This window comes from Pseudomonas reactans (genome assembly GCF_013387025.1).
Lineage (GTDB): Bacteria > Pseudomonadota > Gammaproteobacteria > Pseudomonadales > Pseudomonadaceae > Aquipseudomonas > Aquipseudomonas reactans.
The window spans coordinates 44804-60728 of the sequence record NZ_JACAQP010000011.1 but is presented as its reverse complement, the minus strand read 5'-3'; the positions used below and the strand labels follow the sequence as shown (position 1 = coordinate 60728).

Here is a 15925-nt window from a genome sequence, read left to right as displayed (position 1 = left end):
AGAGCCTTCGCTGAACCGTTTTACCTCCAAATCAACGCAAATTAATTCGAACCTTTCGCGCAAGCAGGGGTTCGAACCGGTTCCTGAATAATTTGCTCACCAGACAAGGAGATGTAAAACGATGTCCAAGCTATTCGGAAAATTCCTCAAAGGTTCCTCGCTGCTGGCGCTGGTCGCTGCGCCTGCCGCGGTGTTCGCCGCACCGTCCACTGACCCGATTTCCACCTTCGGGATCCTGGGCAGCTACAACGATTTCAAATTCGAAGGCGGCAGCGAAAGCGACAAGAGCCACATGCCCGAAGCGGGCCTGTTCTATAACTTCGGCAACAAGCTCACCGCTGAATCCGGCTTTATCTACCAGGCCGGTATCGAAGCCAAGTACGGCGAAAAGAGCGACAACAAACTCAAGGAAGGCCAGGCTGACCTGGACCTTGGCTGGCGTGCCGCGCTGGATGCGCGCAACTTTGTCGACGTGATCGTGGGTGGTGGCTACAGCTGGACCCGCTACGAGCCAGAGATCAACGACCTCGACGTGAAGCTGACCAACAAGTCGCCGTTCGCCAAGGCAGCCCTGGGCTATAACCACCAGTTCGATGACATGACTCTGCGTGTCGAAGCCGGCGCCCGTCGCACCATCGATGGCCGCACCAAGCTCAAGGTGGATGATTTCGGCAGCGACACCGTGGACCTCAAGGACCGCACCAACCCCTACGCCGAAGTCAGCCTGCTGATGAACCAGAAGGGCGACCTGCCGGTGGTTGCGGGCCTCTACTACACCCGCACCGAGTACAAACTCGACGGCGATTCCGAAGTGGCCGACAACACCAAGCTCAAGCGCAACGAATACGGCTTCAAGGTCGGTATCGCGTTCTAAGCGCATCGCCGGGACGTGGGTGGCCAACGCCCACGTTCAACTGTCCCCATCAGCCCCCTTTGTGTCCGCCAAAACCCTCAACGCCGCCGCGTCGCTGCCTTAGTGTGGAAGCTGCTTTCCATAGCCTGAGAAGAGAGGGTGGCCATGCCCCGCATCGCCTTTTTGTTGCTGCTACTCGGCCTGCTCACGGCCTGTGACGACACTCCCAAACACTCCCCCGAACGCGCCACGGCGGCGACTGCAATGCCCGCTGACCCGGCGCTCGCCCAGGTCTATGACAGCAGTTGCAAGCTGTGCCATGCCAACCCGGCCTCCGGTGCGCCGCTGACGGCCGACCGCGCGGCGTGGAGCCCGCGTATCGCCCAGGGTGTCGACACGCTGCTGGACCACAGCATCAACGGCTACAACGGCATGCCGCCGATGGGGATGTGCATGCAGTGTTCCGAGGAACAGTTTGTGGCGCTGATCGGCTTTATGGCCGGCGTGCAAATCCAACAATAAGAAGGGGTGGTGGATGGCGCTTTCACGGCGGCAACTCTTGCAACGTTCAGGCTTGGTTGGGGCTTTCCTGGCGTTGAGCAGCAACCCGGTGCTGGCCCAGTTGGCGCGCGCGCCGAGGTTGATTCCGTGGCGCAACTGGTCGGGGGCGCAGACCTGTCTGCCGCTGGCCCGCCTGGCGCCGAAAGACCTGGATGAGCTGGTGCAGGTGCTTCGCCAGACACCGGGGCAGGTCAGGCCGGTGGGTTCGGCCCATTCCTTCAGCGCGTTGGTGCCCACCGACGGCACGCTGCTGTCCCTGAGTTACTTCAACGGCCTGCTCGACCACGATCCCGCGACCTTGCAAGCCACCTTCGCCGCCGGCACGCCGATGTCGCGCATGGGCCCGGCACTCAAGGCGGTGGGCCAGGCGCTGCCGAACATGGCGGATATCGATTACCAGACCCTGGCCGGGGCGATTGCCACCTCGACCCACGGCACCGGCGTGGGCTTCACCTCGTACTCCGGTTGCGTCACCGGGCTGCAACTGGTGACGGCCCAGGGCGAGGTGCTGGACTGCGATGCCCAGCGCCATCCCGAGGTGTTCAACGCGGCGTGTGTGTCCCTCGGCGCATTGGGCGTGGCCACGCAAATCCGCTCGCAGAACCGCGCGCCGTACCGTCTGCGCGAACGCCAGTGGATCGCCAAGACCGAAGAGTTGCTGGAGGATATCGACAAGCACACCCGGGAAAACCAGCACTGGGAAATGCTGGTGGTCACCCATTCCGACTACGCGCTGTCCATTGCCCTGAACGAAACCAGCGACCCGGCAACGCCACCCATCGAGCCGGCGGAGGCGGGGGGCAATGAGTTCGTGACGATCATCGAAAAGCTCGACAAATACGCCAGCGACTTCCCCGACACCCGCCGCACCTTGCTCAACAGCCTGCGGTTTTTCGCCAGCTTCGAGGACCGCGTGGCTGAGTCGTTCGAAGTCTATGCCAACGTGCGCAATGTGCGCTTCAACGAGATGGAATATTCAGTACCCGCCGAGCATGGCCCGGCCTGCCTGCGCGAGATCCTCAAGCTGATCAATGACAAGGACCTGCGCACCTGGTTTCCCATCGAGTATCGCTACGTCAAGGCCGACGACGTTCCCCTGAGTATGTTCGAAGGCCGCGACAGTTGCTCGATCTCCGTGCACCAGCACTACGCCATGGACCATCACAACTTTTTTGCCGCCGTGGAGCCGATCTTCTGGAAGTACGCCGGCCGCCCGCACTGGGGCAAGTTGCACAGCCTCAATGCGCGCACGTTGCAGCCGCTGTACCCGCGCTGGGACGAGTTCACCCGCGTACGTCGCGAGCTGGACCCCAGCGGCAAATTCCTCAATGCATACCTGTCATCCATCCTGGGAGTGGCCCGATGAAGCGTCGACATTTTGTGTTGGGCGCTGGCGCCTTGCTGGCCGCCGGCGCCTGGTTACTGCGGCCGAGTGACCGTGGCAGCCCCTACAACGATTACTTCCGCACCCTTAATACCGAACTCAAGGCCCATGGGCCGATGCGGCCGGTGATGCTGATTGACCTGGATCGGCTGGATCACAACATCGACGTGGTCATGCAATCGGTCAAGCGCGGCGGCAAACACCTACGGCTGGTGGAGAAATCCCTGCCGTCGCCAGGGCTGCTGGCCTACATCGCCAAGCGCGCCGGCACACAACGGTTGATGTCGTTTCACCAGCCATTCCTGAATCATGACGCCCAGGTGTTCTCCGAAGCGGACATCCTGTTGGGCAAGCCGTTGCCGGTGCGATCGGTGGAGTTGTTTTATCAGGCGCACAAAGGCGCGTTTGATCCGTCGCGGCAATTGCAGTGGCTGTTGGATGCGCCTGAGCGGTTGCAGCAATACCTGAGGTTGGCGCAGGGGTTGAGTGTGCGGTTACGGGTCAATATCGAGTTGGATGTGGGGCTGCATCGGGGTGGCATCAGTGATAACGCGATGCTGGGGCAGATGCTGACGCTGATCAGCGCCCATCCGCAGCATTTGGAATTTGCCGGGTTCATGGGCTATGACCCGTTTGTGGGCATGGGTGTGCCGGGCATTCTTGGCTCACCCCAGGCGTTGTTTGAGCAGGTGATGCAGCGCTACACCGGGTATGTGGATTTTACGCGTCAGTACTTTGCCGGGTTATGGCGAGATGGGCTCACGTTGAATACGGCGGGGAGCCCGAGTTATCGGATTCATGAGCAGGAACAGCTGAGTACGGAAGTGTCGGTGGGCACCGCGTTGCTCAAGCCGACGCATTACGATCTGCCTTCCCTCAGTGAGCATGTGCCGGCGGCGTTTATTGCTACGCCGGTCTTGAAAAGCACAGGGCTGGTGAATATTCCTGCGTTGGATGGGAGGTCGCGGGTGTTTTCGTGGTGGGATCCGAATCAGCGGGGGACTTACTTTATTTATGGGGGCAATTGGATGGCGGAGTTTGAGTCACCGCAGGGGCTCAAGAGTAATGAGTTGTATGGGCGCAGTTCCAACCAGGAGATGGTGAATGGGTCGCCGGCGGTGGGATTGAGGGTGGAGGATCAGGTGTTTTTGCGGCCGACGCAGAGTGAGTTTGTGTTGTTGCAGTTTGGCGATTTGCTTGGGGTCCGGGGAGGCAAAATTGTTGAAGCTTGGCCTGTCTATAGCTGACGATTGGCAGGTATCCATTCCTGCGGTAACGGATATGGACTCATTCCTAGCTGTCTAAAGACATTACCAATGCGAATAAAATATCCAAAAAATAATGAAATACAAGAATATTAGCTTATGCCCAAATAGCATTATATTTTTAAAATCCATTCCGTTATGTTTGAACTCAACAGCCTACCCCTGACCTCGGATGGTACCAATCTAGATTCGGATTCTGCGCTGCCACCCCCGCAGCAGAATCGTTGGAAGGGAGTTCAACGCATGTTGCCAATTCAAACCTCGCCCCACACCTAGCCCCAAATCGCCCCAACCCCCCAGAAAAACCCGAGCACCGCGCCCACCCGCGTGACTGCCCGACTTCGCGATTTGGAAACGCAGGAATACCTATGAAGCGAGCCCTACAACCGTCAGCCGCACTGGCCCTGGCTATCCTTGCCAACAGCGTCCAAGCCCAGGACGACAGCACCCTGTCCACCGTGGTGGTCACCGGCAACCGTGGCGCCGAACAGCGCACCGTCACCAGCAGCCCGGTGCCGATCGACGTGGTCAGCGCCAAGCAATTGCAGAACACCGGCAAGCCCGGCCTCATGGAAGCCCTGAGTGCAGTGATCCCGTCGCTGACCCTGCCGGAAAAAACCGGCTGGGACGCCAGCGGTATCGCCCGAGCCCCCAACCTGCGGGGCCTGAGCGCCGCCGAAGTGCTGGTGCTGGTCAACGGCAAGCGCCGTCATACCGCTGCCACCCTGAACATCAATGGCATCAACACTGGCGCAGCCCCGGCTGACCTGGATTTGATCCCCATCAGTGCCATCGACCACGTGGAAGTCCTGCGCGACGGCGCCGCCGCCCAATACGGTTCCGATGCCATCGCCGGGGTGATCAACGTGATCCTCAAGGCCGACACCAGCGGCACTTCGGTGACCAACGTCGGCCAGGGGTATGACGGCAAGAAACAGACCGTGCAGCAAAGCCTCAACAAAGGCTTCGAGATCGGCAACGGCGGCATCGTGCAGCTCGCCCTGGATGCCCGCAGCCAGAACGACGACAACAAGGCCAGCGCCAACGGCTACACCTACGCGCAAGCCTACGAGCAAGCCGGGCGGTCGACCTATGGCGGTTACGGCACGCCCAAGACCAACCTGCTGACCCTGGGCTACAACGCCGAGCTGCCGATCGACGACAGCTTCAGCCTGTATTCCTTCACCACCTATTCACGCCGCAAGGCCGAGCAGGGTCAGAACTTCCGCCTGCCGACCATCACCAACACCATCACCACCGGGCCGAACGGTTATCCAGGCGGTTACACCCCGACCTGGTTTATTGATGAGGATGATTTCCAGGCGGCATTCGGCGGTAAAGGTACGGTAGGCGAGTGGGACTGGGACCTGTCCACCACCTACGGGCGCAACGACGCGGAGCAGGGCACCACCCATAACCAGAACCCGTCGCTGGGCGAGGCCACGCCGAATCACTTCACCTCCGGCACCTGGATTTCCACCGAGCTGACCACCAATCTCGACTTCAAGCGCGGCTTTGATATTGGCCTGCAAAAGCCGCTGGACCTGAGCGTCGGTTTTGAACACCGACGTGACACCTATGAGGTGCAGGCCGGTGACTATGAGTCGTATGCCAACGGCGGCTACTGCGTGGCGCCGGGTAATTGCGCGTCGTCGGGGGCGCAAGTCACCAACGGGATTTCGCCGGATGAGGAAAGCAGCGCCTCGCGCAACAGCCTGGCCAGTTATGTCGATGTGGGCTTCAACCCGGTGCCGGACTGGTACGTCGGCACGGCGTTTCGCTACGAGCACTATAACCAGGGCGTCGGCGCCACCCGCAGCGGCAAGCTGACCACCCGCTATGATTTCACCCCGCAGTTCGCCGTGCGCGCCACGGTGAGCAACGGCTTCCGCGCGCCGTCTTTGGCCAACAGCCTGTTCAGTGCGCGGTCCACCACCTATGGCGTGGTTGACGGCGTGTACCAGTCGATCAATTACGGCGTGTTGCCTGTGGGCTCAGCTGCCGCCCAGGCCCTCGGCGCTCAGGAGTTGAAGCCGGAGCGCTCGACCAACTTCAGCCTCGGTTTCACCCTCACGCCCACTGATCGCCTGAGCTTCACCGCCGATGCCTACGTGATCAACCTGCGCGATCGCATCACGCTCACCGGCACCTTGCTCGGCCCCGAGATCACCCAGGTGTTGCAGGGCAACGGCATCAACTCCACCTCCGGCGGCCAGTACTTCATCAACGGCGCCGACACCCGCACCAAAGGCCTGGACCTGGTCAGCAACTACAGCCAGGACCTCGGTCAGTACGGCGCGGTGAAGTGGACCGCCGCGTTCAACTGGAACCAGACGCGGATCCTCAACTACAAGGAATCCACCAACATCCTCGGCACCTCCTACGAGTTGATGAACCGTGAGGCGCGCAACCTGATTACCGGCGTGCAGCCCAGCACCAAGCTGATCCTGGGCGGCGACTGGAGCATCGACCGCTTCAATCTCAACCTGGCGCTGACCCGCTACGGCTCCTACAAGGAGGTCAACTCGTCGGCCAATCGCGACCTGGACCGCATCTACAGCGCCAAGTGGATCACCGATCTCGACCTTGGCTACAACCTCACCAAAGACCTGAATATCGCTGTCGGCGCCAAGAACCTGTTCGATATCTACCCCAAGAAACAAGGGGTGCCGAGCAGCACCATGGTCAGCAGCTATGGCGTCTATTCGCCCTACGGTTTTACCGGCGGGTACTACTACACCCGCTTGACCTATGCCTTCTGAGGCCGAGGAACACACCATGCCCATCGTCGCCAAATCCTATGACCTGATTGACTCGCCCAGCCCGGTGCGCCAGACCCGTGTCTCCACGCCGATCAAGGCCCTGCAAGTGGTGCCCGCGCGGCATCCCTGGCGCTGGGCCGGGTCGATCTTCGCGGCGCTGGTGCTGCTGGCCATCGTGCATTCCCTGGCCACCAACCCGCGCTGGGAGTGGGGTGTGTTCGGCCAGTGGTTTTTCTCGCCGTCGGTGCTGCGTGGGCTGGGGCAGACGCTGTTGCTGACGCTGTTGAGCACGGTGTTCAGCATCATTCTTGGCACAGCGCTGGCGTTGGCGCGACTGTCAGGCTCGCCGCTGCTGGCGGCGTTGGCCTGGGGCTACATCTGGTTCTTCCGCTCGATGCCGGCGTTGCTGGTGCTGATCATCCTCTACAACTTTGCCTACCTGTACGACCACATCGTGCTCGGCGTGCCGTTCACCTCGGTGGTGTTCGCCGAGTGGTCCACCGTGGACGTGCTCAGCCAGTTCACTGTGGCGGTGTTGGGCTTGAGCCTGATGCAGGCGGCGTACGCGGCAGAAATCATTCGCGGCGGGCTGATCGGTGTCGACGCCGGCCAGCATGAAGCCGCTGCGGCGTTGGGTTTGCCGGCTTCGCGGCGGATCTTCCGGATCATTCTGCCCCAGGCGCTACGTTCGATCCTGCCGTCGGGTTTCAATGAAATCATCGGCCTGGTCAAGGGCACCTCGATTGTCTACGTCCTGGCCTTGCCCGAGCTGTTCTACACCGTGCAGGTCATCTACAACCGCACCCAGGCGGTGATCCCGCTGCTGATCGTGGCGACGGTCTGGTACTTGATCATCACCACTGTGCTGACCAGCGCGCAGTACTACGTCGAGCGCCATTTCGCACGCGGCACCGCACGGGTACTGCCGCCCACGCCGTTGCAACGCCTACGCGGTTGGTTGAAGGAGAAAACCCATGGCTGAAGCACGCGCCGGGCGCATCCAGATCCAGGGCGTGGGCAAGCGCTTTGGCAACCAGCAGGTGTTGCAAGACATCGACCTGACCATCGACCCTGGCAAGGTTACGGTGATCCTCGGGCCATCCGGCTCGGGCAAGTCCACCTTGCTGCGCACCATCAACCACCTGGAAAAGATCGACAGCGGGCATATCACCATCGACGGTGAATACGTCGGCTATCGCCGCAAGGGTGACCTGCTCTACGAGCTGAAAGAGCGCGAAATTCTCAAGCGCCGCATCGACGTGGGCTTCGTGTTCCAGAACTTCAACCTGTTCCCGCACCTCACCGCCTGGGAGAACGTCGCTGAGGCGCCTCTGGCCCACAAGCGCTGGAACAAGGCCGAGGCCCCAACCAAGGCGGCCGAGCTGCTGGCCAAGGTGGGTCTGGCGGACAAGGTCGATGCCTACCCGCGCCAGCTCTCCGGCGGCCAGCAACAGCGCGTGGCCATCGCCCGCGCCTTGGCGCTGGACCCCAAAGTGCTGCTGTTCGATGAACCCACTTCGGCGCTCGACCCGGAGCTGGTGGGCGAAGTGCTCGACGTGATCAAGGGCCTGACCCAACTGGGTGTGACCCTGGTGATCGTCACCCACGAAATCGGCTTTGCCCGTGAAGTGGCCGACCACGTGGTGTTCCTCTGCGACGGCCAGTTGATCGAAGAAGGCCCGCCCGAGCAGATTTTCCGCCAACCCCGACATCCCCGCACTGTGGCCTTTCTCGGCAAGGTGCTTTAGTTCAAGGAGTGACTGCCCATGATTATTTCTACTGCCCGCATAGCCTTGCTGGCGCTCGCCGTCAGCACTGCGCAAAGCGCATTCGCCGTGCAACAGGTCGACCTCAGCCCCGACCGCCCGCGCATTCATGTACCGCGTAACGAAGCAGCCATCGCGCAGATCCCACCGGGCTTCAAGTTCGCCCAGCCGGGCAAGTTCACCGTGGCCGTGTCCGGTGTGGCTGGGCCGCCCCTGGCGCTGCTGGCCAGCGATGACAAGACCACCATCGGCAGCGAGGCCGATACGGCGCAGTTGGTCGCCGACAGCCTGGGCTTGCAACTCAACGTGGTGCAGACCAGCTGGGAAGATTGGCCCCTGGGCGTCAGTTCGGGCAAGTACGACGCGGTGATCAGCAACGTCACGGTGACCGAGGCGCGCAAGAAGCGCTTCGACTTCGCGACCTACCGCCAGGACGTGCTCGGGTTTTATGTGAAGAGCACCAGCAAGATCAGCGCGATCAAGCAGGCCGAAGATATTGCCGGGCTGAAGATCATCGTTGGCTCCGGCACCAACCAGGAAAAGGTCCTGCTGGCCTGGAACGACGCCAATGAAAAAGCCGGGCTCAAGCCGGCACTGTTGCAGTACTTCGACGACCAGGCTGCCGCGCAACTGGCGGTGCAATCCGGGCGCAGCGATGCGCTGTTCGGGCCCAACTCGGTGTACGCCTATTCGGCGGCAATCACCGGCGGTATCAAGCTTGTCGGCACGGTCAATGGTGGCTGGCCTTTGAAAGCAGACATTGCGGTGACCACGCGCAAGGACAACGGCCTGGTCCAGCCGATCCACACCGCGCTGGAAGGCGCAATTGCCGGCGGCCAATACGAACAGGTGCTGCAACGCTGGGGCCTGGATATCGAGCGCGTCGACCAGTCGTTGATCAACCCACCGGGCCTGCCGGATTAAGGAGCATCGAGCATGGGACTGACACGACGTGAAGCGCTGTCGAGCATTGCTGCGGTAGGCGGCGAAAAGGCCGTCAAGGAGGCACTGGCGGCATTGGGCCTGGGGCCGTCGTCACACCGCCGCCCGCAACCGCTGAAACTCAAGGAAGGCCTGGGGCAGGGCACCCGCGTGCTGGTGTTGGGCGCCGGGATCGCGGGGCTGGTGACGGCACTGGAGTTGAGCCGCGCCGGGTTCGAGGTGCAAGTGCTGGAGGCGCGTGACCGCGTGGGCGGCCGCACCTGGACGATCCGCAACGGCGATCGCGTGGATTACAAGGACGGCCGCACGCAAACCGCAGCGTTCGAACAGGGGCACTACTTCAACGCCGGGCCGGCGCGGATTCCCAGCCAGCATCGCACCATTCTCGACTATTGCAGCGAGTTGGGCGTACCGCTGGAGGTGTTGGTCAACAGCAGCCATGGCGCCCAGGTGCGGCCGGATGTGAGCAAGCCGGCATTCACCGTCGGCCAGGCCATCAACGATGCGCGTGGGCATGTGTCCGGCTTGCTGGCCAAGGCGGTGCAGCGTGATGCCCTCGATGATGTATTGAGCGGTGAGGAACGCAGGCGATTGCTGGCGTTCCTGCAGGTGTATGGCGACCTGTCACAGGCGCTGGCGTTCGAAGGCACGATTCGTTCGGGGCACCTGGAATCGCCTGCGTATCCCGGTGCGTTGCCCGCCAGTCGTAGCCCTTTATCACTCGACCAACTGCTGCACCCGGAACTGTGGGGCGCGTTGTTGCACACGGAATTTCCCGAGTTCTCCGCGACCATGTTCCAACCGGTCGGTGGTATGGACCGCATCACGGACGCCTTTTACCAGCGCGTCCGGGGCCAGGTGCAACTGGGCGCCCAGGTGCGGCAGATCCGCCAGTTGGAAGACGGCGTAGCCGTGACTTACCACGACAAGCTCAGCGGTCGCGAACAGGTGGTGCGCGCCGACTACCTGATCTCGACCCTGCCGTTGCCGCTGCTGGCCAAGCTCGACACTGACTTCAGCGACCCGATCAAGGCCGCCTTGCTCAGCACCCGCAGCGACCAGGCAACCAAAGTGGCGTGGCAGTCGCCGCGATTCTGGGAAACCGACTACCGCACCTACGGTGGCCTGTCGTGGATCGAACACCCGGCGCGCCTGCTGTGGTACCCGAGCAACGACCTCAATACCCGCGAAGGCTTGCTGGTGGCGGGCTATGTGACCGGGGAGGGCGCCGACGTATTTGGTGCGCAACCGTTCGACCAGCAGTACGCCACCTCGAAAGAAGCCGTGGAACTGCTGCACCCCGGTTATTCCAGACACCTGCGCAATCCGCTGGCGGTGTCCTGGGAACAGATCCCCTACAGCGAAGGCCCGTGGCTGCAACGCGAACACTTCCCGGCCGACGCCAGCGCCTTGCTCGAAGCCGGCCACGGCCGTGTGTACTTCGCCGGTGATGGCCTGGTGCAAAGCGGCGTGGGCATCTGGCAGGAATCGGCGGCCAATTCGGCGCGCCATGTGGTCGGGCAACTGGCCGAACGGGTTACCCAACAACGCTATATATCGGCGGCGGCCGCTTCCTAGGCCAAATGCGCTGTTGTGGCGAGCGGGCTTGCCCCGCGTTGGGGCGCGAAGCGGCCCCAGAACCCGCCGACTTGGTTTATCTGTCACACCGCAGCGCCTGGATTGGGAGCGCTACGCGCTCCAACGCGGGGCAAGCCCGCTCGCCACAGAGGGTGTCGACGGTTTTGAAAGTGGTTGAGTGACCCATGCATCATTAAGGAGAAATATCATGAGCGACAACATTCAACGCACCAGCGTCGGCGATTTCCCGATCTCGCAGACCGTGTCCGTGCCGGCTTCTACCAGCTTGATTTTCGTTAGCGGCACCTTGCCGGACGTGCACGACGCCAAGGCCCCGGCGGGCACGCCGGCAGCCTATGGAAATACCGAAGTGCAGACGGTGTCGGTATTCAACAAGCTGCGCAAGATCTTGCGCCAGCAAGACCTGGACCTGGGCGACATCGTGCAGTTGCGGGTGTTTCTGGTGGGGGCCGAAGAGACGGGCGGCAAGCTGGATTTCGCCGGCTTGCAGGCGGGCTATACGCAGTTCTTTGGTACGCCTGAGCAACCGAATAAACCGGCACGCACAGCGTTGCAGGTGGTGGCATTGCCGTTGCCCGGCGCGTTGGTCGAAGTGGAGGCGATCGCGGCAAGAGCGGTGTGAGACTCATCGACTTTTTGCAATCACACCGCTCATGTACTGGTTCAAATCGCGGAAGTCGTCAACCCTCCAAGCGAACGGCGCCAGCTTCACGCCGTTCTCTCGCAAGGTTCTTGGGATCAAGTCGCCATTGGGGCGAAGGATGATCGACGAGACAATAACGCCTGGATAATCATTCAGGCGCTTTTTGAACGCCGCGGTGGTCAGGTCGGGGGTGGGGGGGCTGCTCTTGTTGGCCAAGGGGCCTGTGCCTTTGATATCGGCGCCGTGGCACATCGCACACCGCTGGGAAAATAGGGTTTTCCCGTTGAGGTTGTCCGCGAAGGACAGTGAGGGTTGGGTGAGCGATAACAGGCCGAGCCAGGCGATAAGTACCCGTTTCATATCCATATGACCTTGTGGTTTGAATCAGATTGGGATCGTGGGCACAACCTGATGCCCACCGTTCAGCCGCGTGGGCTATTCCTGCAACTGCAACGCCTGTTGCTTGAGCTTGCGCTTTTGCTCAAACGGCAACTTCTCATCATCCCCATACGGCGCGCTGTACCAGTTGCCATACGTCGGGTTGGGCAACAGAAACCAGCGCTGCCCCAGCCAGTTCACATAAGGCGCTACAGCCTTGCGTTGATCCGCGACGGTGTTGTGCTCGGCCTGGACGAAATCCCCCAGGGAATCACCGGCCATCAACAACACGCGGGCATGGGCGGCGACCCATTGGCGACGGCAGTTCTTGCCGTAGCCGGCGCTTTCGCAATGGCCGGTGGGCGTGCTGGCGGCGAGGACGTGTTCGTCGCTTGCCACCGGGAAACCGCGCAGGCGCAGGTTCTTCACGGTGGCGGCGACCTGGCTGTGTTCACGGTTGGTCAGGTAGTAGACCGCGATACCTTTCTGCTGGGCCGCTTGCACGAAGGCGACTGCGCCGGGCAATGCCTGGGCCTTGGCCTGGTCGACCCAGGTGTTCCAGCGGTCGTAGGAATAAACCTGGTTGTTGACCACATCGCGGGCGTTGAGCGGCACGTTGTCCAGCAGGGTTTCGTCGATATCGACCACGACCGCCGGCGGCAACCCTTTGAGGTTGCGCGGGGGTAAGGGCAGGGCGTCCCAGGTCGGATCAGCCAGCGCCACGTCGAGTTGGCGGGTGGCATGGGCGAAGAGCTGACGGTAGATCAACTCATGCTCGATGGAGGTCTGTGTCCAGAGCACGGCGTCGAGTTGGTCGTTGGCCGGAGGTGTTTGTTGGCAGCCCGCCAGCAGGCAGAGGCTGGCGAAGATCAGTTTACGCATGGGCAGTCTCGCAGATGAAAGTTGGATGGGCGCACCTTAGCCTAATCACGGGCGCCATACAGGCAGGATGTTTTCATCAATCGCCCAATGAGGCTGGCCAGGTCGTAGGCAGACCCCCCCGACCCAGCGCGCATGACTGGCATGATCCCGCCAGTGGGCATGGCCGTTCAGCACGGCTTGCCCCAGCGCCGTCAACGCCAGCACCTGGCGTGGCCATTCCAGGTGCGTCTGGGTGGCTGTCAGCAAAGGGTTGTCGCCATCGATCAACGGCCGCAGCAGCGCGTGAAACATCATGTCCCCCAGAAACGGTAGCGGCTCACGCTTGGCCATCAACTCTGCAAAGACCCGGCCGAATGGCGTTGGCCCAGCCTCGGCGAGGTACGTCAGGGCCAGGCGTTCGGTCAGCGACAGCCCATCGCGCAGACCGGGCAACTCCTGCAACTGACGCAACAGCGCCGGGGCCAGAAACGGTAAGGCGGGGTGGCTGCCATGGGCCAATTGCGCCCACTTGACTGGCGAGCTGTCGCAATACGCCGACCAGGCCTCTTTGGCGAGTTGCACGGCGTGATCATCGATCAAGCGCCGTTGCGGCCACAGCCACGCCAACACATCCGGCGCCAGTTGGCCGATGCCGATAAAGCGTTGCACGCCGGGAATGCGGTCCACCTCGATCAGCTCCAGCTTGCGCGGTGGCTGCTCAAGGCCGGCCAGCGCACGGATCAGGAACAACTGGTCATAGGCATCCGCCTCGCACCACAGCACACTGTGTTCGGCGCTGGCCAAGGTTTCGAGGTGGTCGTACTCAGCGTCGACGCGGCGTGCTGCATCAGCTTCATCGATGGCAAAGGCCTGGCTGATAAAAGCGCTGCGCATCGCACGGAAGGCTTGGCTGGGCAAATCGCGGACAGGGCCCATGCACAGCGGGTCGGTAAGCATCCGGAACTGCCCTTTGAACCCCGCCAGTTGCAGGCTGTGGGCAATGTCATTGCCGCAGCGCCAGTGGGTGGTGCGGGCTTCGTCGCTGGCGGTGAAGTCGGGGTGGCGGGCGGCAAAGTCGATGGCGTCGACATGGGCCTTGAGTTTGGGCCAACTGCTGAAACCCAGCTGCTTGGCGATCTCCCATTGAGCCACGGATAAGGTCGCGTTCGGGTCTTCGGCTTTGAGGCGTGGCAGCAGTTCCTTGGCACGCTTGCGCTGCTGTTCAAGGTTGAGGCGGCCATCGGAATTGAAGTGGCGGGACATACGAGCTCCTTGCACAAACCTTTTCCGCTTCAAGGTGGGGAGTCGTAGAAAAAGAGGATGTTGCAGTGTCTTGGGCGCAGCCCTTTCCGCGGAAGGTGGCGTAGAGAGCGCCAGACGGGGAATATAGGCAGTGAGGTTTTTGATTGCAAGCCGTTCAACCGAGTAAAGAGTTCATGTCCGACACCCCGTTAATCGAAACCCGCGCCCTCACGCGCATGGACGAGCGCCGCCACGTGGCGTTGCTCCAGCCCACCGATTTCACCTTGAATGCCGCCGATCGCGTGTCGATCACCGGCTCATCCGGTTCCGGCAAAAGCGTGTTCCTGCGTGCACTGGCGCTGCTGGACGCGCCTAGCTCCGGGCAGATCCTGTGGAACGGCCAGCCGATCGGCAATGCGCAGATTCCCCACTACCGCTGCCACATCAGCTACCTGTCGCAACGCCCGGCGCTGCTCGACGGCACGGTGGAAGACAACCTGCGTTTCCCCTTCAGCCTCAAGACGTCGCGCAAACGCCGCTTTGACCTTGCCACGGTGACCACACTGCTGGGCCACGCCGGCAAGGATCCTGGCTTTTTGGCCAAGCGCGCTGCCGACCTGTCGGGCGGTGAATCCCAGGTGGTCTCGCTGATCCGCACTCTGCAACTCAATCCCGAAGTGCTGCTGCTCGACGAGCCCACCGCCGCCCTCGACCCCGCTTCATCCCGCGAAGTGGAAGCGCTGATTGATGCCTGGTTTGCCGGGGATCGCGCCCGTGCCTGTATCTGGGTCTCCCACGACCTGGACCAGGCCCGGCGCATGAGCAACATCCATTTGCAGATGAGTGCCGGTGTATTGAGCGGAGTGGCCCAGCCATGAACTATCAAAACCTCACCGCGCTGGACATGGGTATTGCCGCCTCGCTGATCCTGATCAACGGCGCGCTTTCCCTGCTGCTGCGCCTGGGCCTGGAGCGCCAGTTGTTGTGGGCGGCGGTGCGCACCGTGGTGCAACTGCTGGCCATCGGTTACCTGCTGGGCTGGGTGTTCGAGTTCGCTTACTGGTACGTGGTGCTGCCGTTGATGTGCGCCATGACCCTGATCGCCGGCATCTCGGCGGCGGGGCGCGGGCGGCGCACTTACCGGGGGCAGCGTGTGGACAGCATCCTGTCGGTGTGGGGCAGTTCGTGGCTGGTAACGGCGGTGGGCTTGTTTGCGGTGATTCGCATCCACCCGTGGTACGAGCCGCAGTATGCAATTCCGATCCTCGGCATGATCCTGGGCAACACCCTGACCGGGGTGTCGCTGGGGATCGAACGCATGACCCAGGAGCTGACCTCGGGCCGCAACACCATCGAAATGATCCTGGCCCTCGGCGGCTCGCGCTGGGAAGCCGCGCAGGAAGCCATCCGCCAGGCTGTGCGCGCCGGGATGATCCCGACGCTGAACCAAATGACCGTGGTGGGCATCGTCAGCCTGCCCGGCATGATGACCGGGCAGGTGCTGGCGGGGGAGAGCCCGGTGGATGCAGTGCGGTATCAGATCGTGATCATGTTTCTGATTGCCGCAGCGTCGGCGTTGGGCACGGTAGGTGCGGTGCTGCTCACCTACCGGCGGTTGTTTTCCGTGAGCCACCGGTTCTTGCGGGATAGGCTGCAGGAGCGTTCCTGA

Annotated in this window: 15 protein-coding genes; 12 read left to right on the top strand and 3 right to left on the bottom strand. The window is 62.1% G+C overall.

Annotated features, from left to right (window positions below; all coding sequences use genetic code 11):
* Positions 1-121: 121 nt before the first annotated feature.
* The 10 genes from HX793_RS14210 (at position 122) to HX793_RS14165 (ending at position 11754) form a co-directional block, all read left to right on the top strand.
* Positions 122-874, top strand: a complete 753-nt coding sequence (locus HX793_RS14210) for an outer membrane beta-barrel protein (RefSeq protein WP_016979648.1) — start codon at positions 122-124, stop codon at positions 872-874.
* A gap of 144 nt (positions 875-1018) precedes the next feature.
* Positions 1019-1375 (top strand): c-type cytochrome, encoded by a 357-nt coding sequence (locus HX793_RS14205; RefSeq protein ID WP_016979647.1) that lies wholly within the window; start codon positions 1019-1021, stop codon positions 1373-1375.
* 73 nt (positions 1376-1448) lie between these two features.
* Positions 1449-2780 (top strand): D-arabinono-1,4-lactone oxidase, encoded by a 1332-nt coding sequence (locus HX793_RS14200; RefSeq protein WP_177095179.1) that lies wholly within the window; start codon positions 1449-1451, stop codon positions 2778-2780.
* Between the two features lie 56 nt (positions 2781-2836).
* Entirely contained in the window at positions 2837-4045 is a 1209-nt protein-coding gene (locus tag HX793_RS14195; RefSeq protein WP_177095181.1) for a DSD1 family PLP-dependent enzyme, read from the top strand.
* A 386-nt stretch (positions 4046-4431) separates the two neighbouring features.
* Entirely contained in the window at positions 4432-6825 is a 2394-nt protein-coding gene (locus HX793_RS14190; protein WP_016978459.1) for a TonB-dependent receptor plug domain-containing protein, read from the top strand.
* Between the two features lie 16 nt (positions 6826-6841).
* Positions 6842-7807 carry an amino acid ABC transporter permease gene (locus HX793_RS14185; RefSeq protein ID WP_016978458.1) on the top strand — a complete coding sequence of 322 codons (966 nt, stop codon included), beginning with the start codon at positions 6842-6844 and terminating at the stop codon, positions 7805-7807.
* On the top strand, positions 7800-8573 hold the full coding sequence (locus HX793_RS14180; RefSeq protein WP_016978457.1) for an amino acid ABC transporter ATP-binding protein: 774 nt from the start codon (positions 7800-7802) through the stop codon (positions 8571-8573). Before HX793_RS14185 ends, HX793_RS14180 begins: the two co-directional genes overlap by 8 nt.
* Before the next feature lie 18 nt (positions 8574-8591).
* Positions 8592-9515 (top strand): ABC transporter substrate-binding protein, encoded by a 924-nt coding sequence (locus HX793_RS14175; protein ID WP_177062113.1) that lies wholly within the window; start codon positions 8592-8594, stop codon positions 9513-9515.
* 12 nt (positions 9516-9527) lie between these two features.
* Entirely contained in the window at positions 9528-11111 is a 1584-nt protein-coding gene (locus tag HX793_RS14170; RefSeq protein WP_177062111.1) for a flavin monoamine oxidase family protein, read from the top strand.
* Between the two features lie 208 nt (positions 11112-11319).
* Positions 11320-11754: a RidA family protein gene (locus tag HX793_RS14165; RefSeq protein WP_177095070.1), complete on the top strand. Its 435-nt coding sequence runs from the start codon at positions 11320-11322 to the stop codon at positions 11752-11754.
* A gap of 3 nt (positions 11755-11757) precedes the next feature.
* On the opposite strand, the gene HX793_RS14160 is transcribed toward HX793_RS14165, so the two are convergent.
* The 3 genes from HX793_RS14160 to HX793_RS14150 form a co-directional block, all read right to left on the bottom strand.
* Entirely contained in the window at positions 11758-12135 is a 378-nt protein-coding gene (locus tag HX793_RS14160) for a c-type cytochrome (RefSeq protein ID WP_218178626.1), read from the bottom strand.
* Between the two features lie 75 nt (positions 12136-12210).
* Positions 12211-13035, bottom strand: a complete 825-nt coding sequence (locus HX793_RS14155; protein WP_177062105.1) for an HAD family acid phosphatase — start codon at positions 13033-13035, stop codon at positions 12211-12213.
* A 45-nt stretch (positions 13036-13080) separates the two neighbouring features.
* On the bottom strand, positions 13081-14277 hold the full coding sequence (locus tag HX793_RS14150) for a DUF1835 domain-containing protein (protein ID WP_177062103.1): 1197 nt from the start codon (positions 14275-14277) through the stop codon (positions 13081-13083).
* A 173-nt stretch (positions 14278-14450) separates the two neighbouring features.
* Between HX793_RS14150 and HX793_RS14145 the strand changes: the two genes are divergently transcribed.
* Positions 14451-15134 carry an ABC transporter ATP-binding protein gene (locus tag HX793_RS14145; RefSeq protein WP_177062101.1) on the top strand — a complete coding sequence of 228 codons (684 nt, stop codon included), beginning with the start codon at positions 14451-14453 and terminating at the stop codon, positions 15132-15134.
* Complete coding sequence (locus tag HX793_RS14140) at positions 15131-15925, top strand: ABC transporter permease (RefSeq protein WP_016978449.1); 795 nt, start codon at positions 15131-15133, stop codon at positions 15923-15925. Before HX793_RS14145 ends, HX793_RS14140 begins: the two co-directional genes overlap by 4 nt.